Origin of the sequence: Burkholderia ubonensis (assembly GCF_001718695.1) — a bacterium.
Classification (GTDB): Bacteria; Pseudomonadota; Gammaproteobacteria; order Burkholderiales; family Burkholderiaceae; genus Burkholderia; species Burkholderia ubonensis_B.
Genome location: NZ_CP013422.1, coordinates 1,470,075 through 1,496,900, shown reverse-complemented (window position 1 = coordinate 1,496,900; position 26,826 = coordinate 1,470,075). Strand labels below are relative to the sequence as shown.

Here is a 26,826-nt window from a genome sequence, read left to right as displayed (position 1 = left end):
GCCGGCCGATGTGCCGGCGAGACGCTGCGTGCATGCGTGAGCCTGCGTGCAGCCGGCCATCGCCTTATACTCCGCGTTCGACATCAACCGACCGAAGCCGTGACCAAGCCTGACGCTGCGGATGCGCCCGCCGACGATCCGCGTCCGACCCCGCCTCAGCAACCGGAACTCGAGGACTGCTGCAACAGCGGCTGCTCGCCATGCATCTTCGACCTGTACGAGGACGCGATGGAGCGCTATCGCGTCGAGCTGGCCGAATGGGAAGCGCGTCACGCGCCGCCCAAGCCGCAATCGTGAGCGGGCCGCTCGCAACGGCTCGCTCGTGCACCGCGTTCGTCATGTCGCGGCCGGCGATGCTGCGCCGCTGACCGTCACGCGCGCGCCTGCGTCCGCCGTTGCAGCGGCCCCAATGCTGCCGACAACACGACGCACACGAGGAATACCGCCGTCAGCGCCCACATCGTCGCGCTGAACGCGTGCACGTAGTCGGGCGGCGCCGGCCGCGCGCCGAGCCGCGCGAAGAACAGGCCACCGAGCGCCGCCGCGCCGACCGCCGCACCGATCTGCAGCATCGCCGTCACCATGCCGGACGCGACGCCGGCGCGCGCGGCGTCGACTTCCGCGAGCACGATCCGCACGACCGAAGGCAGTACGAGGCCTTGCCCGATGCCGATCGCGGCGATCCCCGCATGAAAGCCCGGCCCGGGCGCGTGTTCGCTGGCCAGCGCGGCGGCCGTCGCGACGCCGGCCGCGAGCATCGCGAAGCCCAGCGTGAGTACGCGATGGCCGCCGAACCTGCCGACGAGCCGCGGCATCAGCAACGGGCTTGCCAGGAAGCCGACGCCGAGCGGCAGGATCGCGAGCCCAGACTGCAGCGCCGACCAGTTCAGGCATCCCTGCAGATAAATGCCGTAACTCAGGAAAAACGCGCTGAGCATGTAGAACAGGAACGCGAGCGTGAGGCCGAGCGCGATGACCGGATTGCGCAGCAGCCGCACGTCGAGCAACGGGTCGCGTCCACCGGCGAGCTGGCGCGTTTCGACCGCGAGCAGCGCGCCGAGCATCGGCACCGCGCCGGCCACGCACGCGACCATCCACAGCGGCCAGCCGGCTTCGCGCCCATGCGTGAGCGGATAGACGAGCATCAGCAGGAACAGCGACAGCAGCGCCGTGCCGGGGACGTCGATGCGCTGGCCGCGCGGCGGCCTGCTTTCGGGAATGAAGCGCCAACTGCCGAGCAGCGCGAGGATCCCGATCGGCACATTGACCAGGAAGATCGCGCGCCAGCCGAGACCGAACGGATGCAGCGCGATCAGCACGCCGCCGCCGAGCTGACCGATCACGGCCGCAAGCCCGAACACGAAACCGTAGAAGCCCATCACGCGCACCTGCTCGTGCGGGCTGAACACGCTGCGGATCGTCGCGAGTACCTGCGGCGCGAGGATCGCCGCGAACAGCCCCTGCAACACGCGACCGCCGACCAGCACCGCGCCGCTGTCGGCCAGCCCGCACAGCGCGGACGCCACGACGAAGCCCGCCATCCCGGTCATGAACATCCGCTTGCGGCCGTACAGGTCGCCGAGGCGCCCGCCCGTGATCTGCACGACCGCGTTCGCGCATGCATACGCCGACACGACGAGTTGCAGCTCGGCCGGCCGCGCGCCGATGCCGTCGCGGATGGCCGGCAGTGCGAGATTGACGATGAAGTAGTCGAGCGGCGGCAGGATGGCGCCGATCAGCAGCACGACGAGAGCCCAGCCGTGATGGCTGCGTGCCGGTGCTGCGGCCGCAGTCCCGGCCGGGGCTGCGGCGCAACGGGCGAGTGTGTTGTCGGTCATGAACGAAAGTCCGAAAGAATGAGGGCCGCGCGGCATGTCGGGTGGTGCCGAAATGGAGCGACGCGGCGGTTGACCGACATTCTGACCATCGTCCATGGTTCGGAAAAGCGTGAATTGGTGGTAGCATCCATCGGGTTATTCGATGGATGGGGTACGTGATGCGAGGTTTCGATCTGGATCAGTTGCGCACGTTCGCGGCGGTCGCGGACGCCGGCAGTCTGAGTGCGGCCGCGCCGTTGCTGCACTTGTCGCAGTCGACGGTCAGCGAGCAGGTGCGCAAGCTCGAATCGCGCGCCGGCATGTCGTTGTTCGTACGCAGCAAGCGCGGCGTCGAGCCGACGCCGGCCGGCGCGCGTCTGCTGCAACATGCGCGGCGCATCGTCGCGTTGAACGAGGCGGCGTTCGACGAGGTGCGCGGTCAGGCGATCAAGGGCGAGTTGCGCGTCGCGATCACCGACTACTACCGCACGCACGAAGTGGCGGGCCTGCTCGCGCGATTGCGCGAATGCTACCCGCAGCTGAGGCTGCACGTGAGCGCAATGAAGAGCATGGACATCGAAGCGGCCCATGCGCGCGGGCAGATCGATCTCGGCGTCGTGATGCACCTGTCGCGCGGGCCGTTCCGGCCTGCGTCGGCCGATACGCGCTGGGTGTTGCGGCGCGAGCCGCTGTCGTGGGTCGCGGCGCCGGCGCTGGCCGAACAGCTTCCGCAGCCGCTGCCGCTCGTGCTGCTGCCGGACGACTGCATGATGCATCAGATCGCCGTGCGCTCGCTCGATGAACAGCAGGTGCCGTACGGGCTCGTGCACAGCGCGTCGGGCGTCGCCGGGCTGCAGTCGTTGCTCGCGGCCGGGCTGGGCGTCGGCTGCCTGTGCGCGTCTTCGATCGGCGAAGGCCTCGTGCGGCTCGGGGCGAAATACCGGCTGCCGGCGCTGCCCGACGCGGTCTTTTCTCTGACGCCGCCGATGCCCGGCGAACGCGAGACGGTGACGCAGGCGCGTGAGGTGCTGTCGCGACAACTGCTGATGTGACGTCGGGGCGGGTGAGGGCGTCGCCGCGCTCGACGTGTATCGCGATGTGCTGCTTGCCAAGCTGAAGCGGTCGAAGCAGCCGGAGCGGCCGAAGCGTCCGAGGCAGCCGGAGCAGCCGGAGCAGCCGGAGCAGCCGGAGCGGTCGAAGCGGCCGAAGCAACCGAAGCAACCGAAGCAACCGGAGCAACCGGAGCAACCGGAGTAGTCGAAGCGGCGCCCGCAGCCCAATCCCTCGACATCAACACCCGCAGCCCCACATCGCAAATAGCCGCTCCGTCGCCCGCCGCACGCATCGCATCACCCGCCCAGCCATTCACGCGTACCGCAGCATCGAAGAACTCTACTCGCCGCCCCCCTCGGCATACCCGCGCAGCCCGTTCGCGAGCGCGTCGAACACGACGCGACAGCGCGCGCTCGTGCGCAGATCCTCGTGCATGACCACCCAGGTCTCCAACGCGAGCGCGGGCGTATCCGGCAGCACGCGCACGAGCCGCGCATCGCGTTTCGCGAGCGCCGTCTGGCAGATGCCGATTCCATATCCCGCGCGGATCAGCGCCAGCTGCGCCAGGTTGCTGTCCGTGCGCAGCGCGAACGCGTCGCGGTTCCACTGCGGCATCGCGCGGCCGGCCGCGCGAATGAACGGCGTCACCGTATCGAAACCGATCAGCGCGTGACGCGCGAGCTCATCGACCGTCGACGGCGTGCCGTTGCGCGCGAGATAGTCGTCGCGCGCATGCAGCGCGACCTCGATCGCGCCGATGCGCCGCGCGACGAGCGCATCCTGCGCGGGCGGCGCCATGCGGACCGCGATGTCGGCTTCACGGTTCAGCACGTCCTGGATGCGGTCGGTCGGCGCGAGCTCCACGACGAGCCCGGGATGGTCGCGCCGCAACTGCGTCAGCATCGGCGGCAGCACTTCGACGCCGATCACGTCGCTCGCGGAGATCCGCACGACGCCGCTGACGCCGGCGCCGTGACTCGCCGCCGCGCGCTCGAACGCGGCTGCCGCGCTGCGCAGCGTCTCGGCATGGCCGCGCAGCGCCAGCGCGGCCTCGGTCGGCAGCAGCCCGGACGGCGAGCGGGTGAACAGGGTCTGGCCGAACGCGGCTTCGAGCGCGGCGACGTGCCGGCCCGCCGTCGGCTGCGTGATGCCGAGCGCGCGCGCCGCGCCCGACAGCGACCCTTCGGTCAGCACCGCGAGGAAGGTGCGGTAGCGTTCCCAGTTCGGATCGGTGGTCATGCATAAATGTATAGCCGATCGCTCAGGCTCAGCAATTCATTATTAGCCCGCTCCGGCCGAGAATGGCGACCGACAACGGTTCGATCACGGAGGGCGGTCATGACGGCAGGCGCAGCGGGGACACAACGGCAGGTACTCGTGCTTGGCGCGAGCGGCGGAATCGGCGGCGAGGTCGCGCGGCAATTGCGCGATGCCGGCTGGCAGGTGCGCGCGTTGAGCCGCAGTCTCGACGCCGCGAGCGTGGAGCGCGACGGCATCGGATGGGTGCGCGGCGACGCGCTCGACCGCGACGCGGTGCTTCGTGCGGCACGCGGCTGCAGCGTGCTCGTACACGCGGTGAACCCGCCCGGTTACCGGAACTGGTCGACGCAGGTGCTGCCGATGATCGACAACACGATCGCGGCGGCCACGCGCGAGCAGGCGACGATCGTGCTGCCCGGTACGGTCTACAACTTCGGTCCGGACGCGTTTGCGCTGCTGCACGAGGACGCGCCGCAGCGGCCGGTGACGCGCAAGGGCGCGATCCGCGTCGAGATGGAGCGGCGGTTGCAGGCGGCGACGGCGAACCGCGTGCGGACGATCATCGTGCGCGCCGGTGATTTCTTCGGGCCGCGGGCCGGCAACAACTGGTTCGGGCAGGGCATGGTGAAGGCGGGGCGTCCGGTCACGGCGATCAGCGTCCCGGGGCGGCCGGGCGTCGGCCATCAATGGGCATACCTGCCGGACGTGGCCCGCGCGATGGTGGAGCTGATCGCGCGGCGGGAGACGCTGGCGCCGTTCGCGCGCTTTCACCTGGCCGGACACTGGGACGCGGACGGCATGCAGCTGGCGCAGGCCGTATGTCGCGTGGCGCAGCGGCACGGGTTGCGGCCGACGATCCGGCAGTTCCCCTGGTGGCTCGTATGGGCCGCGGCGCCATTCGTCACGACGCTGCGCGAGCTGCTCGAGATGCGTTATCTGTGGCGCGAGCCGGTCCGCCTGGACAACGCGCGGCTGATCGCGGTGCTGGGGCGCGAACCACTGACGCCGCTCGACACAGCGGTGGAGACGACGCTGGCGGGGCTCGGCTGCTTGTCGTGAACGGAGGCGGCGGTCGGAGGCCACGCGAGGAAGGCGCCGAATACGGAGAACAGACGAACGTGCGGCACCGAGCGAACCGATCGAGCGAACGGACATAACGAACCCCACGCACCCCGTGAACAGCTGCCACCCCGCGCCGACCGAACGCGCGGCGCGCATCCAGGTGCGTCAGGCGTATTCGAACGCGAGCGTCGACACGTCCACGATCCATGCGCCGCCATCGGCGACGCGCGGCGCACCGGCTACGAACGACGCGGTCGCCCCTCGCGGCGAAGCGGCGAACACGCGCAGCGCCGATGCCGGCACCCGCGCCGGTGACCGCAATCATGCGGGGACGCACATAGCTCATGCGTTGCTCCGCAAAGATGCCTTGCCTCGTCACCGTACGCGGCGCGGTCGTACGCCGGCATCCGCGGAAAGGATGAATGCGATCGCCCGCACGATCCAAGCGGGCTGCCGCTGCCGGCCTGACCGGCGGCCAGACGCGCCATTTTGCAAAGGCTGACGATGTCCTGCACCGAATCGCTCTATCCTCCGTATTTTTGCGACAAGTCGTAAAAGCCCCGGCAAAATAGCGCGAAGGCCGGTGCCAAGGCCAGTGCAGACGCCATCGCCAACACCCGGCGGCGCGCCGCACAGCGCGCAACCGCCGACAGCGCCGCTGCCGCCAACTCACAGCCGATGCGCCTGCATCGCGTGCGCCGAAGCCTCGTGCAACGGCGGCGCACTGCCCGTTGCGCGAACGGCACGGATTCGACAAGACAGGGAGGAGCCCGCAATGAGGCTGGACGACGAAACCGAAAGCCAGAACGTCGAAGACCGCCGCGGCGGCGGAGGCGGCTTCGGCGGCGGGCGGGCGACGATCGGCATCGGCACGATCGTCGTCGTGCTGGCCGCCTCGTATTTCTTCGGGATCGACCCGCGCGTCGTGCTCGAAGGCGCATCGGCACTGCAGGGCGGGCGGCAGCAGGCCCAGCCGCAGGCGCAGCATCAGGGCGCGCCCGCGACCGACGCCGGCGCGGTATTTACCCGCAAGGTGCTCGGCAATATCGAGCGCACGTGGACGGGTGTGTTCAGCACGCAGCTGCATGCGCAATACCAGCCGCCGAAGCTCGTGATGTTCACGAACGCGACGCCGACGGCCTGCGGCACCGGGCAAACCGCAATGGGCCCGTTCTACTGTCCGGGCGACCGGAAGGTGTACATCGATCTCGGGTTCTACGACGACCTGCGCCGGCGCTTCGGCGCGGGCGGCGATTTCGCGCAGGCGTACGTGATCGCGCACGAGGTCGGCCACCACGTGCAGAACCTGCTCGGCATTTCCGGCAAGGTCGACGCCGCGCGTCGGCGTTCGAGCGAAGCGCGCTCGAACGCGCTGTCGGTGCGGATGGAACTGCAGGCCGACTGCTTCGCAGGCGTCTGGGCGAACAACGCGCAGCGCGCGAACCAGCGACTCATCGAGCCCGGCGATTTCGAGCAGGGCCTGAAAACGGCGGCGGCGATCGGCGACGATCGTTTGCAGCAGCAAGGGCAGGGTTACGTGGTGCCGGAGAGCTTCACGCACGGCAGCAGCGAACAGCGCGTGTACTGGCTGCGGCGCGGGATGGAGTCGGGTCAGGTGAGCGCCTGCGACACCTTCGCCACGAACCCGAACCGATAGCCGCCGAAGCCGACGCGGCCCAGCGCGCAGCGGCACGCGCATCGCCGGGCTGCCGGTGCGGCGGCTCGTCCATCACGAATTGCGACACGGCGGCGGCTGGCGCCATCGCGATCCGCAGCCGCAGGCCAATCCCCATTCCTGTTTACCGGTTCGCTGCGGCACACCGGTAGCCCGATTCCGGCAGCGCCGCTCGCAGCGGCCCGAGCGGCGACGTCAGCGACGTCGGCCGACGTCGCGCGCGCCAACCCCGGCCGCGATCTCTCGCTGGCACACCGTCTCTCGTCCCGCGCCTTCCCGCCTGCCACAAATCCTTAACGATCGGCGTGAACAATGGCGGTCGCTTCAGATCGCCGGAAGCACAGCCATCGCTGCACACGTGTGCAGCCCGAGGCCGACCTGCCACCACGCCGAACGAGAGAGACCATGACCCTGCTGAGCCGCCTGCGCGCGCTGTCCGCCGCCGTTGCGCTTTCCGTCTTCGCGTCGCATGCCGTCGCCGCGGACCTCGTCATCGCCGGCCGCGACGACATCTACGGCAAGGGGCTGGCCGACGCCGTCGCCGGTTTCAACAAACTGCATCCGGGCGCCGACATCGAGTTGCTGAAGCTGCCGAACGCGAACCTCTACCAGAAGCTCAAGCTGTCGATGCGCGAGGGCACCGGCGCGTACGACCTCGTGATGATGGACGACACGTGGTCGCCGGAATTCATCGGCAACGGCTGGCTGAAGCCGCTGCCGGCGACGCTCGCCGACGCGGATCTGGTGCCGTCGACGGTCGCGCTCGGCCGCAACGCGGCGGGCACGCTGTTCGCGCTGCCGGTGGTCGGCAACGTCGAGATGTTCGCGTACCGGAAGGACCTGCTCGCGAAATACAAGCTGCAGCCGCCGCGCAACTGGGACGACGTGCTGAAGATCGCGCAGACCATCGGCGGCGCGGACAAGAGCGTGTCCGGCGTCGTGTTCCGCGGCACCAAGGGCAATCCGGTCGTGACGGGCTTCCTGCCGATCCTGTGGGCGTACGGCGGCGACGTGCTCGCCCGCGCGGGCAACGTGACGATCGATTCGCGCGAGGCGCAGGCGGCGCTCAAGACCTTCCTCGCGCTGAAGGCGTCCGCGCCGAAGGACGTCGACGTGTATGGCGCGGCGGAAGTGCGCGATGCGCTGCAGCGCGGCGCCGCCGCGCAGGCGATCGAGGTGTGGCCGGCGTGGATTCCGGCGCTCGACGATCCGAAGCAGTCGCGCGTGGCCGGCCAGATCGCGCTGCAGGCGCCGCCGGGGCAGACCTCCGGCCCCGCGCCGATGCTCGGCATCTGGCAGATGGCGATTCCGAAGGATGCGCCGCACGCGAAGCTCGCGCAGGACTTCCTCGCGTACCTGACCGCACGCGACACGCAGGCGCGCCTCGCCGCGCTCGGCATTCCGCCGACTCGCCGCAGCGTGTTCGCGGACCCGGCGCTGGTTCGCCAGTACCGCTGGTATCCGGACCAGCTGAAGGCGCTCGAAGCGGGTCGCGCGCGGCCGCGCGTGAAGGACTGGCAGCAGATCGAGAGCATCCTCGGCGATCAGCTGCAGCTCGCGCTGACGGGGCAGGCCGCGCCCGACGCGGCGCTGCGCCAGGCGCAGCAGAAGATCGCGCAGGCGATCGCGGCGGCGGGCAAGTGACCCTGCGCGCCCGTTCGCTTGCGGGAGCGCCGCGCATGAAGGCGTTCTCGCGCAGCCTGCCGTTCGTCGCGCTGCTCGGGCCCGCGCTGCTGGTGCTGGCCGGCCTCGCGCTGTATCCGGTCGTGCAGGTGCTGATCGATTCGTTCTGCCATGTCGACTACACGGCGGGCCGCCGCGCGTTCGCGGGCCTCGCGAACTATCGCGCGGTGCTCGGCGACGACGCGTTCACGGCCGGCTTCGGCAACACGCTGCGCTTCACGATCGCGGCGTCGCTCGTCGAGGTCGCGCTCGGCTTTGGCCTCGCGCTGCTGTTCGTGCGCGCGTTTCCGGGCCGCCGCATCGCGCTGCCGCTCGCGATCCTGCCGATGATGCTGTCCACGCTCGTGTGCTCGGCGATCTGGCGCAACTGGCTGAACTTCGACGGCTTCCTGAACGCGCTGCTCGCGGCGCTCGGCGCGGAAGGCGTGCGCTGGCTGTCGGATCCGCATCTGGCGCTGTGGTCGCTGATGCTCGTCGACGTGTGGCAGTGGACGCCGATGGCGTTCCTGATCGTGCTCGCCGGGCTGCAGTCGATTCCGCAGGAGCTGTACGAAGCCGCGCGGACCGACGGCGCGAGCGAGTGGCAATGCCTGCGCGACATCACGCTGCCGCTCGCCGCGCCGCAGATCGGGCTTGCGCTGCTGCTGCGCTCGATCGACACGTTCAAGCTGTTCGACAAGGTCTATGCGCTGACGGGCGGCGGCCCCGGCAATGCGACACAGACGCTGTCGACCTACATCTACGACACGGGCTTTCGCTTCTTCAACGTCGGGCCGGCGAGCGCCGCGTCGGTGCTGATGCTTGCGGCGTCCGCGCTGCTGGTTTCGGGGTACGTATGGCAAACGGTTCGCAAGCGGCGCGCGTGACGGCGCACGCTGGATGCACGCAGCGTCGGCCCGCGTTCGCACGGGCGGTGCCGTGGGTACTGCGTATCGCCGCGCTTGCGCTGTTGCTGCTTCCATGCCTGTGGATGGCGGGTGCGGCGTTCATGCCGACGCTCGAACGACTCGACCACCCGCTGCGGATCTGGCCGGCCGCGCCGACGTTCGAGCACTTCGTGTCGGTGTGGACGAGCGGCATCGGCGGCCCGTTGCTCAATTCGCTGCTGGTCGGCTTCGGCACGACGCTGCTCGCGCTGTCGCTCGCGTTTCCGGCCGCCTATGCGCTCGTGCGCCTGCGCTTTCCCGCGCGGCTCGACCTGCTGTTCCTCGGGCTCGTGCTGGCGCTGAAGCTGATGCCGCCGATCACGATCGCGGTGCCGCTGTTCGCACTTGCGAAGCGGCTGCATCTGCTCGATTCGACGCTCGGGCTGATGCTCGCGTATCAGATCCATGCACTGCCGATGGCGATCTGGATGCTGCTCGCGTTCGTGCGCGACGTCCCCATCGAGTACGAGGAAGCCGCGTGCATCGACGGCGCGGGGCTCGCCCGGCGGCTCGTGCAGATCGTGCTGCCGCTGTGCGCGCCGGGCCTGATCGCGACCGCGATCTTCGTGTTCATTGCCGCCTGGAACGAATTCCTGCTCGCGCTGCTGTTCGTGTCGACGCCGAGCCGCTTCACGCTGCCGCTCGCGATCGCGGGCTACGTGACCGAGAACGGGATCGACTGGGGCGACCTGATGAGCGCGGGGCTGATCGCGTCGCTGCCGACGCTTGCGGTTGCCGGGTATGTGCAGCGCTATCTGCTGCGCGGCTTCGCGGGCGGATTGAAGTGACGCGAATGGGCGCAGCGTGCACGTCGCGGCGTCGTGACGGCGGCCGGCCGGCACGCGATCGCGCCGGCCATGCCGCGCGCCACCGCGCCGGGCGCTATTCGCAACTGTGACGCCGCACGCATTCGACCGGCACGATGCGCGTGCGCGATTTGCCGTCGGCCATGCCGTCCTGTGCGTCGATCCGCTCCGACAGCATGTCGATCGCGGCGTTTGCGAGCCCTTGGGTGTCCTGTCGAAGCGTCGTGAGCCGATACACGTCATACGCGGCGGCCGGTATGTCGTCGAAGCCGATCACGCGCAGGTCGTCCGGCACGCGCAGGCCGAAGCGCTGCCGCGCGGTGTCGATCACGCCGAGCGCGAGCAGGTCGGACGAGCAGAACACGCCGTCCGGGCGGGCGTCGCCGGACAGCAGTTGCCGCGCGGCCTCGACGCCGCACGCATAGGTGTCGGACGACGTGTCGTGAATGCGCAGCGGTGCCGTGCCGCGGGGTTCTCCGTGACGGAGCGCTTCGGCGAACGCATCGGCGCGCGATTTCGCGCTGTAGCTCGTGTCGCGCGGCCCGACGAACGCGAGCCGGCGCGCGCCTGCTTGCGCGAAGAGGCGCGCGGCGTGGCCGGCGCCGTCCGCGTTGTCGCTGACGACGACGTCCGCGCCCGGCAGGTTCGCCGCGCGGTTGATCATCACGACCGGAATCCGGTGCGCGAGGTACTGGCGCGCGACCGACAGCGGCGGCGACGCGGACGTCATCACGAGCCCGGCGATCCGGTAGCTGAGCAGCCGCTCGAGCGACTGGCGGATCTGGCGCGGGTCCTCCGCGTTCGTCACGAGCGGCGTGAGCCCGCGATGCCCGAGCGCGGCCATCAGGTCCGACAGCAGCCGCGCGCGAAACGGATTCTCGAAGCCCGCGGTGACGACGCCGATCATGCTGCTGCGCTGCGTGATCATGTCGCGCGCGATCAGGTTGACCTGGTAGCCGAGCGCGCGCGCCGCGCTCATCACGCGCTCGCGCGTTTCGGGCGCGATGCTCGCGCTCGGCGAGAACGCGCGCGACACCGCCGAGCGCGATACGCCGGCCCGCGCCGCGACGTCGGACGCGGTGATCCACTGTTTTTTCTGTCTGTCTGTCATCCAATGATCCATTCGCACCACGACCCACGCCTGCCGCTTGCCGACTGGATGTCGACGCTCGACGACGGGCGATCGCTGCATACCCTGACCGTACCGGGCAGTCATGACACCTGTGCGTATACCGTCGACGATGCGCTCGTTCGCACGCAATATGCGCCGCTCGACGCACAGCTGATGCACGGCGTGCGGATGCTCGACATCCGCTGCCGGCACGTGCGCGACGAATTCGAGATTCATCACGGCGGGATCGCGCTCGGCATGACGTTCGACGACGTGCTGGCGACCTGCGCGGATTTTCTTGCCGCGCATCCGGGCGAGTGCATCGTGATGTCGGTGAAGGACGAATGGCCGGCGCACGCGTGCCGCCGCGGCTTCGACGCGACATTCGACGCGCATCGCGCGCGGCATCCGGGGCTGCGCTGGCATGCCGGCGGCGCGATTCCCGCGCTCGGCGGCGTGCGCGGCGCGATCGTCCTGTTGCGGCGCTTTCGCAGCCGCCGCCCGCTCGGGATCGACCTGACCGCATGGCCGGACAACATGACGTTCACGATCGACCATCCGGACGCGGCGTTCGTGATCCAGGACGAATACCGGGTGCCGGTCGCGGCGTCGATCGAACACAAATGGCAGGCGATCGATGCGCTGCTCACGCACATGCCGTCCGCCGACAGCGGGCGCTGGGCGATCAATTTCTGCAGCGGGACGGGGATGGGCGCGAATCCGTCGATCGTCGCGCGCGGCGACGGCCGCGTGCAGGGCATCCATGCGCGGCTCGCCCAACACCTGCGCGAACGGCCCGGCCCGTGCGGCGCGATGCTGCTCGATTTCTGCGACGACGATGACTGGGCGCTCGTGCGCGCGCTGGTCGCGTGCAACGGTTTCGTGGTTGCGCGGCCGTGCGCGCCGAGCGGCTGTTAGCGCATGTGTGCGTTGAAGAACGCGAGCGCGCTCGCGTCGAGCGTCGCATGGAACGCCACGCGATCGAAACCCTTCGCGTCGGTGCAGACGGCCGGCGCGTGCTGCGCGAGTGAGGGCGGACACGGCGCGAGAAACGCGAAGTGCCCCGCATTGGGCACCACGTGCAGCTCGGGGCGCGCGGGCAGCAACTTGGCCAGCGCGGGGCCGGTGTGCGGCTCGACGCCGTCGCCGCCGAATTCGGAGGTCCATAGCTGGATCGGCGCGTGCACGTCGGCCAGCGTGGTGGCGCTCGGAAATTCGTCGAGTGGATCGGCGATCACGTAAGCCTTGATGCGCGCGTCGTGCGTCAACGGCTGGCGCGTGATGCTTTCGTCGTGAATCTGCTTGCAGATGCGCCACGCGGGGTTCGTGCATGCGACCGGCGCATGCACGAAATCGGGGTTGCCGCCCGCCAGCACGAGGCCCGTGTAGCCACCGCGCGAAAAACCGAAGAAGCCGATCCGCGCCGGGTCGATGCGTGCGGCGTCGGCCGAGGGGCCGAGCATGTAGTCGACCAGCCGCTTGATGTCGATCGGCCGTTCGAAGAATTCCTGCGCGTCGGCGGCGCGGCTCATGTCGGCGAACGTGTCGCCCGGATGATTGATCGCCGCGACGACGTAGCCCGCGTCGGCGAGCGTTTCCGCCAGATCGTGGTGGCCGAGATACGTGCCGCCGTGGCCGTGCGAGATCACGACCAGCGGCAGCGCGTCGCCGACGGTCGCGCAGTCGCGCCGGCCTTGCAGGTACGGGCCGACCGTCAGCGTCTGCGCGGCATCGGCGCAGGGCGTCCATATGATCGCGTGCAGTTCGGGGCCGGATGCATCGGCAGGAATCGTGGCGAACTTGACGCCGGCCGCCTGCGCGAGCGTCGCGCACAGGCACAGAAGCGAAGCGGACAGCCAGTGCTTCATGATGGACTCCTCAGGTGAGGCGAGTGCATGCGACGTGCTGGCCTGCGTGTCCGATCGTACGGACCTTCCGATTGGAGCCTGTCGCCGTTCGTCATGCCCGGCGAGGGCGAGTCACCGCACCGCGATCGCGACCGCCGCGCCGGCCATCGCGGTCGCACTCGTGCGGTTCGCGATCCGCTTCGCGCGTGCGGAGGTGAGGAACGCGCGCGCCCGCAGCGCGAGCAGCGACCAGAAGCAGTCGGTCAGGATCAGGATCACGAGCATCGTGCCGACCAGCTCGCCCCACGCGAGCACGCCGACCTGCGTCAGATCGACGATCGTCGGCAGCAACGCCAGATAGAACAGCATGATCTTCGGGTTGCCGAGCGTGACCAGCGTGCCGGCCGCGAACATGCGCCACGGCGACTGGCCGCGCGGCAGGTCGGCGGCTTTCGTGTCGGTCGGCGCCCGCCACATCTTCCACGCGAGCAGCAGCAGATACGCGACGCCGACGAGCTTCAGCACGAGCAGGCCGCTTTCGAACGTGCGCGTGAACGCGGACAGCCCGGCGACGGCCAGCGTGAGCCACAGCGCTTCACCGATCCACATCGCGGCGAGGAACGGCAGCACGTCGCGCACGCCGTTCGTCAGCACGCGCGCGACGAGCGCGGCGACGCTCGGGCCGGGCGTGCCGGCCAGGGCGAGAAGGGCGAAGGCGAACACGGCGAGCGCGGACAACGTCATGGCGAACCTCTGGCGGAAGGGGGCGTTCGAAAGGTATGAAGTTTCGATTATAGTGACGGCCGTTTCCGTCTGCCTGGGTTGCCGTGATGACAGTATCGATCCGGATTCGCCGCGCCACGCGCGCAGACGCGGCCGCGATGGCCGCCGTCGAAGTGGCCGCTGCCCGGCGCTTTCATTTCATCGGCATGCCGGACATTGCCGAAGGCGAGCCGACCGATGCGGCCGACGTGCTCGCGCGCATCGACGCGGGGCGTGCGTACGTCGCGACCGACGCGCACGGCGCGTGCGTCGGCTTCGCGTTCTACCGGCTGCTGGATGCGCATCGGCTGTATCTCGAGGAACTGGACGTCGCGCCGTCGCACGCGGGGCAGCGGATCGGCGCGCGCCTGATTGAGCGGATCATGATGCGCGCCGCGCGCGACGGCTTTGCTGAGGTCGTGCTGTCGACGTTTCGCGACGTGCCGTGGAATGCGCCGTACTACGCGCGCGTCGGCTTTCGTGTGATCGACGACGCAGCGCTCGACGCCGCGCTGCGCGCGATTCGCGCGCACCACGTCGCGCTGGGCCTCGACGAGACGCAGCGCGTGTTCATGCGCGCCGACGTGCGCGCGTGAACGTCTGCGCCGTCAGGCTGCGTCGTCTAGCGCCGGATAGTCGGTGTAGCCCGTTTCGCCTTCCGCGTAGTACGTTTCCGGCACCGGCTTGTTGAGCGGCGCGTCGAGTTCGAACCGGCGCGGCAGGTCGGGGTTCGCGATGAACAGCTGGCCCCATGCGATCGCATCGGCGTCGCCGCGTTCGAGCACCTGTTGCGCGGTGTCGAGCGTGAACTTCTCGTTCGCGATCAGCGGGCCGCCGAACGCTTCCTTCAGCCGCGGGCTCAACTGGTCGCCCGTGTACGACTCCCGCGTGAAGATGAACGCGATCTTGCGGCGGCCGAGCTCGCGCGCGACGTAGCCGAACGTCGCGGCCGGATCGGAGTCGCCCATCGTGTGCGCGTCGCCGCGCGGCGCGAGATGCACGCCGACGCGTCCGGCGCCCCACACGCCGATCGCCGCGTCGACCACTTCGAGCAGCAGGCGCGCGCGGTTCTCGATCGGGCCGCCGTACGCATCGGTGCGGCGGTTGGTGCTGTCCTGCAGGAACTGGTCGAGCAGATAGCCGTTCGCGCCGTGGATCTCGACGCCGTCGAAGCCGGCCGCCTTCGCGTTTTCCGCGCCCTTGCGGTACGCGGCGACGATGCCCGGGATCTCGTCGAGCTCGAGCGCGCGCGGCGTCACGAACGGGCGCTGCGGCCGCACGAGGCTCACGTGGCCGCCCGCGGCGATCGCGCTCGGCGCGACCGGCAGCGCGCCGTCGAGGAAGATCGGGTCCGAGATCCGGCCGACGTGCCAGAGCTGCAGGACGATGCGGCCGCCCGCGTCGTGCACGGCGCGTGTCACGCGCTTCCAGCCCTCGACCTGCTCGTCGGACCAGATGCCCGGCGTGTCGGCATAGCCGACGCCTTGCGGCGTGACGGACGTCGCTTCGCTGATGATCAGGCCGGCCGACGCGCGTTCGGCGTAGTAGCGGGCCATCAGGTCGTTGGGGACGCGCGCGTCGCCCGCGCGGGCGCGGGTGAGCGGCGCCATCACGATGCGGTTCGGCAGGGTCAGGTCGCCGAGGGTGACGGGGTCGAACAGGGTGGGCATGGCGATTTCCTTTTCATGGAAGGCGGGACGGGGGCCGGCGCGCGCTCAGAGTTCGCGGCGCATGGCGTCGAGAAACGCGTCGATGACCGCTTCGTTGCGCTTGAAGAACGCCCACTGGCCGATCCGCGTCGACGTCACGAGCCCCGCGCGCTGCAGCGTCGCCAGGTGCGCGGAGACCGTGGATTGCGACAGCCCGCAACGCGCGTCGATCTGCCCCGCGCAGACGCCGTGGTCGTACGGCAGCGTCTGGTCCGGAAAATGCGCGGCCGGCGTTTTCAGCCAGTCGAGGATTTCCCGGCGGACGGGGTTGGCGAGCGCCTTGAGGATCGCGTCGATGTCGAGGTCGGTCGGCATGGCAAGGTCAGATGTTCGGGCGGAAAAACTGGAGCACAACGAGTATCGCCGTTGACCGAATCATATATCGGAAAAAGACGATATGCACGATGGCACTGGTGGGAGTGGGGTTGATCGACGGCGCGTCCCGCATCGCTCACGCAGCCGCATACTGCGCAAACAGCCATCGGCGCATCGCTTCGAGCGTATCGGACTGCGCATTCGCATTCGGAAAGACGACGTAAAAGCCGAGCGACATCGGAAACGAAAAATCGAATACGCGCCGCAGCCGGCCTTCGGCGATATCGCGCTCGACGAGCGGCTCGCTCGTCAAGGCGATGCCCTGGCCGGCGACTGCCGCGTCGATCGCGAGCAGCGACTGACTGAAGCGCGGGCCCTTGGTCGCGTCCACGCGGCCTCGTCCGCCGAGCTTGTCGACGAATTCCGGCCACAGATCGTGCCCGTCGTGCAGCAGCACGTGCGTCGACAGATCGTCGATCGAGCGGATCGGCGGCGCGCCGTCGAGCAATTTGGGGCTGGCGACGGCGAACACGTCGAGCGGCGACAGTAACTGCGCGGTCAGCCCGGCGGGAAACGGCGGCTTGCCGAGCCGAATCGCGATATCGACGCCATCGGCCCGGAACGATGCGAGCCGCTCGTCCGCGACGACGCGCACTTCAATGTCGGGATGCTGCCGGCCGAAGTCGGCCAGCCGCGGGATCAGCCACTTCGACGCGAACGACGGCGTCGTGCTGATCGTGAGCGCCGCCGGCCGCTGGCCGAGCGCTTGCGTCGCGTCGGCGATCAGCTGCAGCGCGCGCTGGACCGACGAGAAATACTCGAGCCCGTCGCGCGTCAGCGCGAGCCCTCGCGGCAAGCGCCGGAACAACTGTACTTGCACCGCGTCCTCCAGATGCCGCACTTGCTGCGCAACCGCGCCCTGCGTGACGCCGAGTTCATCGGCGGCGAGGCGAAAATTCAGGTGGCGCGCGGACACTTCGAACGCGCGCAGCGCATTCAGCGGCGGAAACCGACGGGCATTGGACAGCGCCTTCATGCAGTAGAAAACCTACAGGGTAAATGCAGAAATGATCGTTCGACAGGCCGATTATAGAGGCCTAGAGTGGCGCTTTTGCACACGTCGGTAGCGTTGCGCCGACCATTCTGGAGAACGGCATGACTGTAGAAAAAGTGGCGCTGATCACGGCGGCGGGCAAGGGCATGGGCGCGGCGATCGCGCGCGAACTGGCGGCGACGGGCTACCGCGTCGCGCTGATGTCGCCGTCCGGCAGCGCGGTCGCGCTGGGCGAGGAGCTGGGCGGCTTCGGCCTCCAGGGCTCGGTAACCGAGGACGCGGACATCGAGCGGCTCGTGCGCGAGACGATCGCGCGGTATGGCCGCATCGACGCGGTCGTGAACAACACCGGGCATCCGCCGAAGGGCGACCTGCTGTCGATCACCGACGACGACTGGCACGCGGGGCTGGACCTGATCCTGCTGAACGTCGTGCGCGTGATGCGGCGCGTGACGCCGATTTTCCAGGCGCAGGGCGGCGGCGCGGTGGTGAACATCTCGAGCTTCGCGGCGGATGCGCCCGAGCAGCCGATGCCGGTGTCGTCGGCGCTGCGCGCGGCGTTGAGCGCATGGACGCGTCTCTATGCGGAGCGCTACGCGGGCGAGAACATCCGGATGAACGCGGTGCTGCCGGGCTTCGTCGACAGCTGGCCGGAAACGCCGGAGATCGTCGCGCGCATTCCGGCGGGCCGCTTCGGCAAGACCGGGGAAATCGCGAAGACGGTCGCGTTTCTGCTGTCCGACGGCGCGGGCTACGTCACCGGGCAGAACATTCGCGTCGACGGCGGCATCGTGCGCGCGCTCTGAGCGGCCGCGCGAGCGCGCGCCGCGGGCGGCACCACGCGACGCCGCCGCGCGGCGCGCGTCAGTTGTGCCGTTCGCCGATCCGGTTTTCTTCCGGGCTCCACACGCTCAAGCCCTCGGTCGGATCCATCGGCCGTTCCCACGGCCGCGCGGCGATCGCCTGCATCGTCGCGTCGAAACCGGCCTGGCGGCGGGCGGCGATGCCGGCCGGCGTGAAATCGATGTCCTTGAACTGGTTGTCCCCGTCGAGCCGCGGCGCGGCGAGCTTGATCACGCGCATCGTGGTCTGGCATCCCCACGCGGCCAGCGCCTGCACGTCCGCCGACGCGCGCTCCGGCTCCGGCACGCGCATCACCAGTTCGTTGATCACGTGGCGCAGGCGGTGGATCTGCTGCTGACGCTTGATCTGGCTGTCGGTGCGGCTCGCGTACTGGATATCCTTCTGCCGTTCCGATACCTGCCAGATGCTTTCCGGCTCGGGGCCGACCGGATTCCACATCTGCACCGAGAAGATGATCGAGCTCCGGCGCGGCGTGTCGTCCAGCACCACCTCGACCGGGGTATTGGAATAGACGCCGCCATCCCAGTACGGCTGGCCGTCGATCCGCACCGCGGGGAACGCCGGCGGCAGCGCGCCCGAGCTCATGATGTGCTCGACGGTCAGCGGGCTGTGCTGGTCGCGCGAGTCGAAATAGCGCATCTCGCCCGTGCACGCGTTCACGGCGCCGACGGTCAGGCGCGGCCGGCCCGCGTTCAGCAGCTCGACGTCGATCAGCGAGACGAGCGTGTCGCGCAGCGGCTCGGCCACGTAGTACGACGCGTGCTCGACGCCGACGTGCGCGAGCGGCCCGAGCCACGCGGCAGGGTTCGGCCGAAAAAATCCGGGCAGCCCCGCGCCGATCACCGCGAACTCGGCGCCGATCTTGTTCCAGGTCGTCGGCAGGCCCGGCACGTTCACCGCGGGGCGTTCGGTCACGTGACGCCAGAACTGTGCGATCCGCTGCGCGCGCTGCGCCGGCGCGTTGCCGGCGATCAGCGCCGCATTGATCGCGCCGATCGAGGTGCCGATGACCCAGTCCGGCTCGATGCCGGATTCGCTCATCGCCTGGAATACGCCGAGCTGGTACGCGCCCAACGCGCCGCCGCCCTGCAGGACGAGCACGACCTGGCCGGGCAGTTTCGGGTGTGCGGGTTGACTCGCCGTCATCGTTTGCCTCGCGGTCGGTGACGGCCGGCGGGCGCCGGCCGGATGGAAGCAGTGTAGGCGATGGCCGGCGGCGCCTGCGCTGCGCGGTGCGTTGCCCGATGCCGCGGCGTACGAAGGGGGCGAGCGCATTCGAGTGGCGGATGCGCATTTCGCCGATGGCGCGAGGCGGCTTCGCATCGAAGTGCTTCCTGCTGCCGTCATCGGCTGCGATCGCGATACGCCGAATGCATGCCGGCCGGCCACTTCGACGGGCGGATCGTGCGCGCACTGGCGAGCGCCACGTGGCTTCTGTCTGCGACGTTCAATGCGAAGCGAAAGCTGTCGCGCTGCGCCAACGTTTGCGACCGGTTCCGCGACCGGCAATGTGTTGCATGTCAATGTCCTGTAAGTGACACGTCACATTTGCGTCATGCCGGCCCGATAGCCTGCGACACCGAATCGTCACTCCGGAGCCCATGATGCCGAACCTCGCGGCAACGGAACCCCGCGCCGCGGCTCGCTGCCGCGCGTCCGCCGTTGGCGTCTGCCGACGGCCTGCCTGGGGCCACGCACGCTGACGCGGCCATCGGCTGCGCGCGCGGCCGCTCCCATCGATTTTCAATTTCACCCACACGCTACCGATGGATATCCGCTTCTTCGATCCGAATCGCACCGCCAATGCGTCCGCGTGGCGCGTGCTGCCCAACCGCTGGGACGCGGTCGCGTTTCCGCTGATCATCTGCGTGATCGCGATGGCGGTGGTCGGGTTCCATGAAACGATGGCGCCGATCACGACCCTCAATACGCAGAAGATCTCGCTGGATCCGTCGAACCTGCCCGAATATGCGCTGCGCACGACGCTGCGGATGCTCGCGGCGATGGTCGCGTCGCTCGCGTTCACGCTCGTGTACGGCACGCTCGCCGCGAAGAGCCGCCGCGCCGGCATGGTGCTCGTGCCGATCCTCGACATCCTGCAGTCGGTGCCGGTGCTCGGCTATATCTCGTTTACGGTGACGTTCTTCCTCGCGCTGTTCCCGAGCCGCGTGCTCGGCGCCGAACTGGCCGCGATCTTCGCGATCTTCACGAGCCAGGCGTGGAACATGACGTTCAGCTTCTACCAGTCGCTGCGCACGGTGCCGCGCGATCTGGACGAAGTGTCGCGCGGCTTCCACCTCACGTCGTGGCAGCGCTTCTGGAAGCTCGAGGTGCCGTTCTCGATGCCGGGCCTGATCTGGAACATGATGATGTCGATGTCGGGCGGCTGGTTCTTCGTCGTCGCGTCGGAGGCGATCACGGTCGGCAACCACACGATCACGCTGCCGGGCATCGGCGCGTATCTCGCGCAGGCGATCAGCGACAAGAACCTCGGCGCGATCGGCTGGGTGATCCTCGCGATGACCGTCGTGATCCTCGCGTACGACCAGCTGCTGTTCCGCCCGCTCGTCGCGTGGGCCGACAAGTTCCGGATGGAAACCACGAGCTCCGGCAATGCGCCCGAATCGTGGCTGCTCGACCTCGTGCGCCGCACGCGCCTGATCCACCAACTGCTGGTGCCGGCCGGCTGGCTGCTGTCGCAGGCGGCGCGCATTCCGCTGCGCGCGCCGTCGGTGACGCTCGCGCGGTCGCGCGGCAAGTCGTCGCGCCGGTCGTCGCGCGTCGGCGACCTCGTGTGGGCCGCCGTCGTGATCGCGTTGACGCTGTATGTCGCGTGGCGCGTCGTCGGCTTCGTGGCGACCGGCGTCACGCTGGCCGAGGTCGGCCACGTGCTCGTGCTCGGGCTCATCACGCTGCTGCGCGTGCTGGTGTTGATCGCGATCGCATCGGTGGTGTGGGTGCCGCTCGGCGTGCTGATCGGGCTGCGCCCGAAGCTCGCCGAGAAGATCCAGCCGCTCGCGCAGTTCCTTGCCGCGTTCCCGGCCAACCTGCTGTTCCCGGTGTTCGTGATCGTGATCGTCCACTTCCACCTGAACGCGGACATCTGGCTGTCGCCGCTGATCGTGCTTGGCACGCAGTGGTACATCCTGTTCAACGTGATTGCCGGCGCGATGTCCTATCCGAACGACTACAAGGAAGCGACCAAGAACTTCCGCATCCGCGGCTGGCAGTGGTGGCGTCAGGCGATGCTGCCCGGCGTGTTTCCGTATTTCGTGACCGGGGCGATCACCGCGTCCGGCGGCGCATGGAATGCGAGCATCGTGTCCGAATTCGTGCAGTGGGGCGACACGAAGGTCGTCGCGCACGGCCTCGGCTCCTATATCGCGCAGACCACCGCGGCCGGCGACTTCCCGAAGATCATCCTGGGCATCGCGGTGATGTCGCTGTTCGTTACGCTGTTCAACCGTCTGCTGTGGCGTCCGATGTACGCCTATGCGGAATCCCGGCTCCGTCTCGATTGAGAGTAAGCGCGATGCAAAATCCGACCGTAATCAACGCCCCCGTCCAGACGTCCCAGCCGCTTCAGCCGCCGCGGCCCGGCGCCGAAATCCTGCGCGTCGACCACGTGAGCCGCGGCTTCAACAAGACGCAGGGCGAATTGCTCGTGCTCGACGACGCGAACCTGTCGCTGCGTGAAGGCGAAATCGTCGGGCTGCTCGGCCGTTCCGGCTCGGGCAAGTCCACGTTGCTGCGGATCATCGCCGGGCTGATCGAGCCGACCGGCGGCGAAGTGACCTATCTCGGCAAGCCGCTGCGCGGCCCGGCCGAAGGCGTCGCGATGGTGTTCCAGACCTTCGCGCTGTTCCCGTGGCTCACCGTGCTGCAGAACGTGGAAGCCGGCCTCGAGGCGCTCGGCGTGGGCGCGCGCGAGCGTCGCGAGCGCGCGCTCGCCGCGATCGACCTGATCGGCCTCGACGGCTTCGAGAACGCGTATCCGCGCGAGCTGTCGGGCGGCATGCGCCAGCGCGTCGGCTTTGCGCGCGCGCTCGTCGTCGAACCGACGATCCTGCTGATGGACGAGCCGTTCTCGGCGCTCGACGTGCTGACGGCCGAGACGTTGCGCACCGACCTGCTCGACCTGTGGACGCAGGGCCGCATGCCGATCAAGTCGGTGCTGATCGTCACGCACAACATCGAGGAAGCGGTGTTCATGTGCGACCGGATCCTCGTGCTGTCGTCGAACCCGGGCCGCGTGATCGCCGAGATCAAGGTGCCGTTCAAGCATCCGCGCAATCGTCTCGACCCGGCGTTCCGCCGGCTGGTCGACGACATCTACGCGAAGATGACGGCCCGCCAGATCGGCGAGGCGACGAAGAAGGGGCTCGAGCTCGGCAGCTGGCTGCCGCAGGTGTCGACCAACCTGATGGCCGGCCTGATCGAGACGCTCGCCGCGCCGCCGTACCACGGCCGCGCGGACATGCCGGAAATCGCGCGCACGCTGCATCTGGAGGTCGACGACCTGTTCCCGATCGCCGAAGTGCTGCAGTACCTCGGCTTCGCCGACGTGCGGGAAGGGGACGTGTTCCTGACGCCGCCGGGGCGCGTGTTCGCGGAGTTCGGCACGCAGGAGCGCAAGCTGATGTTCGCGGATCATCTGCTGAAGCACGTGCCGCTCGCCGCGCGGATCAAGAAGGTGCTCAACGAGCGGCCGGGCCATCGCGCGCCGCGCGTGCGCTTCGAGCAGGAGCTGGAGGATTTTCTGCCGGACGACACGGCCGAGGAAACGCTCGACGCGGTGATCGACTGGGGGCGTTACGGGGAAGTGTTTTCGTACAACGACAAAACCGAGGTGTTCAGCCTCGAGGACGTCGAGAGCTGACGCTTCATCGCCGCTGATGCGCGGCGACCGATGCGGCGCGCCGCGCCGCTCACTCCGGCAGGTCCCACCGGTCGGCATCCTGCGCGCCGCCGCCCGTACCGAGCCGCTCGATCTTCTCCATGCGCTGCCGCGCGAGTTCCGGCAGCCGGTTCGTGACGCCGATCACGAGCGCCTCGGCGAGCGCGAGCGCGGGCACGTTGGTCTGCAACATCGCGAACGGCCGCCCGAGAATCCGCAGCACGATTTCGGCGAACGCGCTGATCGGCGAGCGCCATTCGTCGGTGATCAGTAGCACGCGCACGCCGAGCGCGTGCGCAGCCTGCGCGAACCGGACGCTGTCCTTCTGATAGCGGCGAAAGTCGAAGATCACGAGCACGTCGCCGGGCTCCATGTCGGCCAGCGACACCGACGCGACGTTCACGTTCGGCTCGACGTAGTGCACGTGCGGCCGCGCATACGCGAGCGTGAACGAGAACAGCGAGGCGAGCGGCGCCGTATAACGCCCGCCGCCGCAGAACACGCGCACCTCCGGCGCCGCGAGCAGCGCCACCGCGGCGTCGAACGCGGCCGCGTCGAGCCCGTCGATCGTCGTCGCGAGCGATTGCGACAGCCGCTCGAAGATGGCCGCATGACTGTCGCGCATGCCGGTTTGCGAATGAAACGCGTCCATGCGCGCGAGCGGCGAGTTCATCGCCGCGTCGATCTCGTCGTGCAGCGCCTGCTGAAACGACGAGTAATTCGGAAAGCCGATCCTGACGACGAAGCGAAACACGGTCGGGTCGCTCACTTCGGCTTGCTTCGCGAAGCTCGCGATCGGCCCGAGCCCGAGGCTCGGGTAGCGATCCAGCAGCGCGTGCGCCACCTTCTGTTCCGACGGCGTGAAGCTGTCCATCTGCGATAGCAGCAACGCCCTGATGCTTGTCCCCATGGGCCCCCCGGCTGGCTCGTGGCTGAACGACGAACGGCAGAACTGCGTCTGCCGGCGAGCGTGCATGGTAGCTGATGGACGCCGCGCGAGGCGGGCGGCCCGACCGTTCCGACGCAAGCATCCAGGCGACGCGCCGCTCCGCCGATCGTGTAACGAATCAAACATTCTCCGATCTCATGCGCGGGTTTCGCGCAGAAAGCACGGTAAATCCCCTAGTTTTTGACGGAAAAATGCCGATGCTATGATCGCAGCCTTGCTGAAATGTATCGTTCATTACATTCGACCGGAGCCGGATCGGCCGGCCGCCCGGCGCATCGCGCATCCCGGCATCGCCGGTCAATCGTGTGGAGGATTTCGTCATGAGACGGCTCGTCGTACTCACCTTGTTGTCGGCCGTCGGCGCATGCGCGTTCGCGGCTTCGGAGCCCGCGGTGGAAGCCACCCACGGCATGGTCGTGTCGTCGCAGCATTTCGCGTCGCAGATCGGCGTCGACATCCTGAAGGCCGGCGGCAACGCGGTGGACGCGGCCGTGGCGGTCGGCTACGCGCAGGCGGTGACCAATCCGTGCTGCGGCAACATCGGCGGCGGCGGTTTCATGACTGTGCATCTAGCAGACGGCCGCGACCGCTTCATCAATTTCCGCGAGACGGCGCCGGCCGCGGCGTCGGCGAACATGTACCTCGACGCGAACGGCAACGTGATTCCGAACCAGAGCCTGTACGGCTATCGGGCGGTCGGCGTGCCGGGCACGGTCGCCGGCCTCGACCTCGCGCAGCGCAAGTACGGCAAGCTCACGCGCAGGCAGGTGATGGAGCCGGCGATCCGGCTCGCGCGCGACGGCTTCGTGCTGACGCGCGGCGATACCGACATCCTCGACACGACGATCGAGCGCTTCAGGAAGGACCCGGAGGCCGCGCGCATCTTCCTGCGCGCGGACGGCACGCCGCTGCAACCGGGCGACCGCCTGGTGCAGAAGGACCTCGCGCGCACGCTCGAGCGCATCGCGGAGCGGGGCCCGGACGCGCTCTATCACGGCGAGATTCCGAAGCTCGTCGAAGCCGCGTCGACGCGCGGCGGCGGCGTGATCACGGCGGCCGACTTCGCGTCGTATCGCGCGCAGGACATCGCGCCGCTGACCTGCACGTATCGCGGCTACGAGTTCGTGTCGGCGCCGCCGCCGAGTTCGGGCGGCGTGACGATGTGCGAGACGCTGAACGTGCTCGAAGGCTACGACCTGCGCAAGATGGGCTACCAGTCGGCGGCCGTCGTCCATTACATGACCGAGGCGATGCGCCACGCATACGAGGATCGCAACACGCTGCTGGGCGACCCGAACTTCATCGACAATCCCGTCGCGAAGCTGACCAGCAAGCAGTATGCGGCCGAGATCCGCAAGCAGATCAGCGACGACGCGGCGACGGCGTCGGTCGACGTGCAGCCCGGTATCGGCGTGCACGAGAAGCCGGAGACGACCCACTATTCGATCGTCGATCGCGACGGCAACGCGGTGTCGACGACGTACACCGTCAACGGCCGCTTCGGCGCGGTCGTGATCGCGCCGGGCACCGGCTTCTTCCTGAACGACGAGATGGACGACTTCACCGTCAAGGTCGGCGCGCAGAACCTGTTCGGGCTCGTGCAGGGCACGCGCAACTCGATCGCGCCGGGCAAGCGTCCGCTGTCGTCGATGGCGCCGACGATCGTGAAGAAGGACGGCAAGGTGTTCATGGTGGTCGGCTCGCCGGGCGGCTCCCGGATCATCACGATCACGCTGCAGACCGTGCTCAACGTGATCGACTACGGGATGACGCCGCAGGATGCGGTCGGCGCGCCGCGCATTCATCATCAGTGGCTGCCCGACGAGGTCTATTACGAAACCCGCGGCCTGTCGCCCGACACGCTGTCGATCCTGCGCAAGATGGGCTACAAGATGGTCGAGCAGACGCCGTGGGGCGCCGCCGAGCTGATCCTGGTCGGCCTGCCGGGCACCGAGGTGGCGAGCCGCCAGAGCTCGGGCAACGACGCGTCGGTGTCGGGCAACGTGCGCGTCGGCTATCTCTATGGTGTCAACGATCCGCGCCGTCCGGCCGGAGCCGCGATCGGGTATTGATCCTCGGTGTCGACACGTTTCTCGACATGGGGCGCTCGGTTACCACCGCGGTCGGAAGCTGGATCGCGAGTGAGGTGGTCGCGAAGGGGGAAGGGGAACCGATGACGGAGTCCGAGGCGCTTGTGCATGCCGCGCATTTCGACGCGGAACTCGAACGGCGCAACGGCGACGTCGGCTATGGAGGCGGGCGCGCGGCGTCGGTTTGAGCGGGAGGTTTGCGTTGGCGGTGGGCGGTCGCTGGTCGCTGGTCGCCGGGTGCCGCGAGCAGCACCGCGCGGTATCGCTTTCGGCGTTGCGTCCGCCGACCGCGCCGACGCCTATCGCCAGCCACCTTCGACGTAGACCCAGCCCGGCCCCTGGCGTCTCCAATAGCCAGGCACCCAGCGATGTCCCGGGCGGCGCGCGACCCAGCGTCCCGACACCCAGATGTATTGGCCGCGCTGCCAGCGCCAATACCCGTCGGTCCAGACGTAGCCATGCGGCTGAGGCGGCGGCGGCCGGCGATCGCGTCGCGGCGCCGGCGGCGCGAAGCGCGGGCGATCGGCGTAAGGCCGGCCGCCGGGCCCGTGATCGGGGCCGGGCCGGGGCGGAGGGCGATAGCCGGGCGGCGCGGGTTGCGCCGATGCGCCAGGCAGCCAGCCGCCGATGCCGGCCACGGCCGCGGTCAGTCCGATGGCGCGCAACAACGAGCGTCGATTCATTTGCGGGTCCTCTTTATATGCAACAGAAGTGGGCCTTACCTTAGCGCGCAGCTTCCGTCCTCGGGTTACGGTGGCCGTTAAGGCTGTTACCGCATGTCACCGCCTCCTGCGGACCGCGGCCCATGGCCGATGCGGGTTTCGTTTGAGGACTTCGCCATGCTGATTGCCTCGCTCGAGGCCGTCTCGGAGTGTTTTACCGTTCGATGGTTGGGTGTTTAGCCCCCGCAACCCCAATATTTGAGATCCGAATGGGTAAAAATTAC

General features: G+C 68.9%; 25 protein-coding genes and 1 pseudogene. 14 read left to right on the top strand and 12 right to left on the bottom strand.

Annotation, left to right across the window (positions count from 1 at the left end):
* The first annotated feature begins 99 nt into the window (after nt 1-99).
* Nucleotides 100-297, top strand: coding sequence for an oxidoreductase-like domain-containing protein (locus WJ35_RS26305; protein ID WP_069240354.1), 198 nt, complete (start codon nt 100-102; stop codon nt 295-297).
* A 74-nt stretch (nt 298-371) separates the two neighbouring features.
* Here WJ35_RS26305 and WJ35_RS26300 read toward each other — a convergent pair whose 3' ends face one another.
* Complete coding sequence (locus WJ35_RS26300) at nt 372-1,838, bottom strand: MFS transporter (protein ID WP_069240353.1); 1,467 nt, start codon at nt 1,836-1,838, stop codon at nt 372-374.
* Nucleotides 1,839-1,996: 158 nt separating this feature from the next.
* Here WJ35_RS26300 and WJ35_RS26295 point away from each other — a divergent pair, with 158 nt between their 5' ends.
* Nucleotides 1,997-2,869: a LysR family transcriptional regulator gene (locus tag WJ35_RS26295; RefSeq protein ID WP_011882568.1), complete on the top strand. Its 873-nt coding sequence runs from the start codon at nt 1,997-1,999 to the stop codon at nt 2,867-2,869.
* A gap of 340 nt (nt 2,870-3,209) precedes the next feature.
* On the opposite strand, the gene WJ35_RS26290 is transcribed toward WJ35_RS26295, so the two are convergent.
* Nucleotides 3,210-4,109, bottom strand: a complete 900-nt coding sequence (locus WJ35_RS26290; RefSeq protein WP_069240352.1) for a LysR family transcriptional regulator — start codon at nt 4,107-4,109, stop codon at nt 3,210-3,212.
* A gap of 99 nt (nt 4,110-4,208) precedes the next feature.
* On the opposite strand from WJ35_RS26290, the gene WJ35_RS26285 reads away from it, so the two are divergent.
* The 5 genes from WJ35_RS26285 (at nt 4,209) to WJ35_RS26265 (ending at nt 10,264) form a co-directional block, all read left to right on the top strand.
* Nucleotides 4,209-5,189: an NAD-dependent epimerase/dehydratase family protein gene (locus tag WJ35_RS26285; RefSeq protein WP_069240351.1), complete on the top strand. Its 981-nt coding sequence runs from the start codon at nt 4,209-4,211 to the stop codon at nt 5,187-5,189.
* A 778-nt stretch (nt 5,190-5,967) separates the two neighbouring features.
* Nucleotides 5,968-6,849, top strand: a complete 882-nt coding sequence (locus WJ35_RS26280) for a neutral zinc metallopeptidase (protein ID WP_069240350.1) — start codon at nt 5,968-5,970, stop codon at nt 6,847-6,849.
* Nucleotides 6,850-7,272: 423 nt separating this feature from the next.
* On the top strand, nt 7,273-8,511 hold the full coding sequence (locus WJ35_RS26275; protein WP_060233515.1) for an ABC transporter substrate-binding protein: 1,239 nt from the start codon (nt 7,273-7,275) through the stop codon (nt 8,509-8,511).
* A 35-nt stretch (nt 8,512-8,546) separates the two neighbouring features.
* Entirely contained in the window at nt 8,547-9,416 is an 870-nt protein-coding gene (locus tag WJ35_RS26270) for a carbohydrate ABC transporter permease (protein ID WP_060233517.1), read from the top strand.
* Nucleotides 9,386-10,264 carry a carbohydrate ABC transporter permease gene (locus WJ35_RS26265; RefSeq protein WP_230459737.1) on the top strand — a complete coding sequence of 293 codons (879 nt, stop codon included), beginning with the start codon at nt 9,386-9,388 and terminating at the stop codon, nt 10,262-10,264. The genes WJ35_RS26270 and WJ35_RS26265 overlap by 31 nt, the downstream gene beginning before the upstream one ends.
* 94 nt (nt 10,265-10,358) lie before the next feature.
* On the opposite strand, the gene WJ35_RS26260 is transcribed toward WJ35_RS26265, so the two are convergent.
* Complete coding sequence (locus WJ35_RS26260; RefSeq protein ID WP_060233680.1) at nt 10,359-11,393, bottom strand: LacI family DNA-binding transcriptional regulator; 1,035 nt, start codon at nt 11,391-11,393, stop codon at nt 10,359-10,361.
* Nucleotides 11,394-11,396: 3 nt separating this feature from the next.
* On the opposite strand from WJ35_RS26260, the gene WJ35_RS26255 reads away from it, so the two are divergent.
* Entirely contained in the window at nt 11,397-12,311 is a 915-nt protein-coding gene (locus WJ35_RS26255) for a phosphatidylinositol-specific phospholipase C (protein ID WP_155121978.1), read from the top strand.
* On the opposite strand, the gene WJ35_RS26250 is transcribed toward WJ35_RS26255, so the two are convergent.
* Entirely contained in the window at nt 12,308-13,261 is a 954-nt protein-coding gene (locus WJ35_RS26250; RefSeq protein WP_069240349.1) for an alpha/beta hydrolase family protein, read from the bottom strand. The two genes, WJ35_RS26255 and WJ35_RS26250, sit on opposite strands and share 4 nt — an antisense overlap.
* A 111-nt stretch (nt 13,262-13,372) precedes the next feature.
* Nucleotides 13,373-13,984, bottom strand: coding sequence for a LysE family translocator (locus WJ35_RS26245; RefSeq protein WP_011882557.1), 612 nt, complete (start codon nt 13,982-13,984; stop codon nt 13,373-13,375).
* Between the two features lie 86 nt (nt 13,985-14,070).
* On the opposite strand from WJ35_RS26245, the gene WJ35_RS26240 reads away from it, so the two are divergent.
* Nucleotides 14,071-14,598: a GNAT family N-acetyltransferase gene (locus tag WJ35_RS26240; RefSeq protein WP_069240348.1), complete on the top strand. Its 528-nt coding sequence runs from the start codon at nt 14,071-14,073 to the stop codon at nt 14,596-14,598.
* Nucleotides 14,599-14,610: 12 nt separating this feature from the next.
* Here WJ35_RS26240 and WJ35_RS26235 read toward each other — a convergent pair whose 3' ends face one another.
* The 3 genes from WJ35_RS26235 to gcvA all read right to left on the bottom strand — a co-directional run bounded on the left by WJ35_RS26235 (nt 14,611) and on the right by gcvA (nt 17,062).
* Nucleotides 14,611-15,672 (bottom strand): alkene reductase, encoded by a 1,062-nt coding sequence (locus tag WJ35_RS26235; RefSeq protein WP_069240347.1) that lies wholly within the window; start codon nt 15,670-15,672, stop codon nt 14,611-14,613.
* Nucleotides 15,673-15,717: 45 nt separating this feature from the next.
* Nucleotides 15,718-16,026 carry an ArsR/SmtB family transcription factor gene (locus WJ35_RS26230; RefSeq protein WP_010089687.1) on the bottom strand — a complete coding sequence of 103 codons (309 nt, stop codon included), beginning with the start codon at nt 16,024-16,026 and terminating at the stop codon, nt 15,718-15,720.
* 136 nt (nt 16,027-16,162) lie between these two features.
* On the bottom strand, nt 16,163-17,062 hold the full coding sequence (gene gcvA, locus WJ35_RS26225) for a transcriptional regulator GcvA (RefSeq protein WP_069240346.1): 900 nt from the start codon (nt 17,060-17,062) through the stop codon (nt 16,163-16,165).
* A 119-nt stretch (nt 17,063-17,181) separates the two neighbouring features.
* On the opposite strand from gcvA, the gene WJ35_RS26220 reads away from it, so the two are divergent.
* Nucleotides 17,182-17,886, top strand: a complete 705-nt coding sequence (locus tag WJ35_RS26220; protein WP_069240345.1) for an SDR family oxidoreductase — start codon at nt 17,182-17,184, stop codon at nt 17,884-17,886.
* A gap of 58 nt (nt 17,887-17,944) precedes the next feature.
* On the opposite strand, the gene WJ35_RS26215 is transcribed toward WJ35_RS26220, so the two are convergent.
* On the bottom strand, nt 17,945-19,090 hold the full coding sequence (locus tag WJ35_RS26215) for a patatin-like phospholipase family protein (RefSeq protein WP_069240344.1): 1,146 nt from the start codon (nt 19,088-19,090) through the stop codon (nt 17,945-17,947).
* A gap of 620 nt (nt 19,091-19,710) precedes the next feature.
* Between WJ35_RS26215 and WJ35_RS26210 the strand changes: the two genes are divergently transcribed.
* Both WJ35_RS26210 and WJ35_RS26205 read left to right on the top strand, forming a co-directional pair.
* Nucleotides 19,711-21,465 (top strand): ABC transporter permease, encoded by a 1,755-nt coding sequence (locus WJ35_RS26210; protein ID WP_069240343.1) that lies wholly within the window; start codon nt 19,711-19,713, stop codon nt 21,463-21,465.
* Between the two features lie 11 nt (nt 21,466-21,476).
* Complete coding sequence (locus WJ35_RS26205; RefSeq protein WP_069240342.1) at nt 21,477-22,823, top strand: AAA-associated domain-containing protein; 1,347 nt, start codon at nt 21,477-21,479, stop codon at nt 22,821-22,823.
* Nucleotides 22,824-22,872: 49 nt separating this feature from the next.
* Here WJ35_RS26205 and WJ35_RS26200 read toward each other — a convergent pair whose 3' ends face one another.
* The gene (locus tag WJ35_RS26200) at nt 22,873-23,751 is read right to left on the bottom strand and encodes a MurR/RpiR family transcriptional regulator (RefSeq protein ID WP_034195257.1); all 879 of its coding nucleotides are present in this window, start codon (nt 23,749-23,751) and stop codon (nt 22,873-22,875) included.
* Nucleotides 23,752-23,908: 157 nt separating this feature from the next.
* Nucleotides 23,909-24,112 (bottom strand): hypothetical protein, encoded by a 204-nt coding sequence (locus WJ35_RS31650; protein ID WP_124259751.1) that lies wholly within the window; start codon nt 24,110-24,112, stop codon nt 23,909-23,911.
* On the opposite strand from WJ35_RS31650, the gene ggt reads away from it, so the two are divergent.
* Entirely contained in the window at nt 24,111-25,862 is a 1,752-nt protein-coding gene (gene ggt, locus WJ35_RS26195; protein ID WP_059894852.1) for a gamma-glutamyltransferase, read from the top strand. The two genes, WJ35_RS31650 and ggt, sit on opposite strands and share 2 nt — an antisense overlap.
* Nucleotides 25,856-26,068, top strand: a pseudogene (locus tag WJ35_RS26190) (dicarboxylate/amino acid:cation symporter); the annotation flags it as partial. The gene ggt and the pseudogene WJ35_RS26190, both read left to right, overlap by 7 nt.
* A 111-nt stretch (nt 26,069-26,179) precedes the next feature.
* Here the strand turns inward: WJ35_RS26190 and WJ35_RS30780 are convergent.
* Nucleotides 26,180-26,563: a YXWGXW repeat-containing protein gene (locus WJ35_RS30780; RefSeq protein WP_080484431.1), complete on the bottom strand. Its 384-nt coding sequence runs from the start codon at nt 26,561-26,563 to the stop codon at nt 26,180-26,182.
* Nucleotides 26,564-26,826 lie beyond the last annotated feature (263 nt).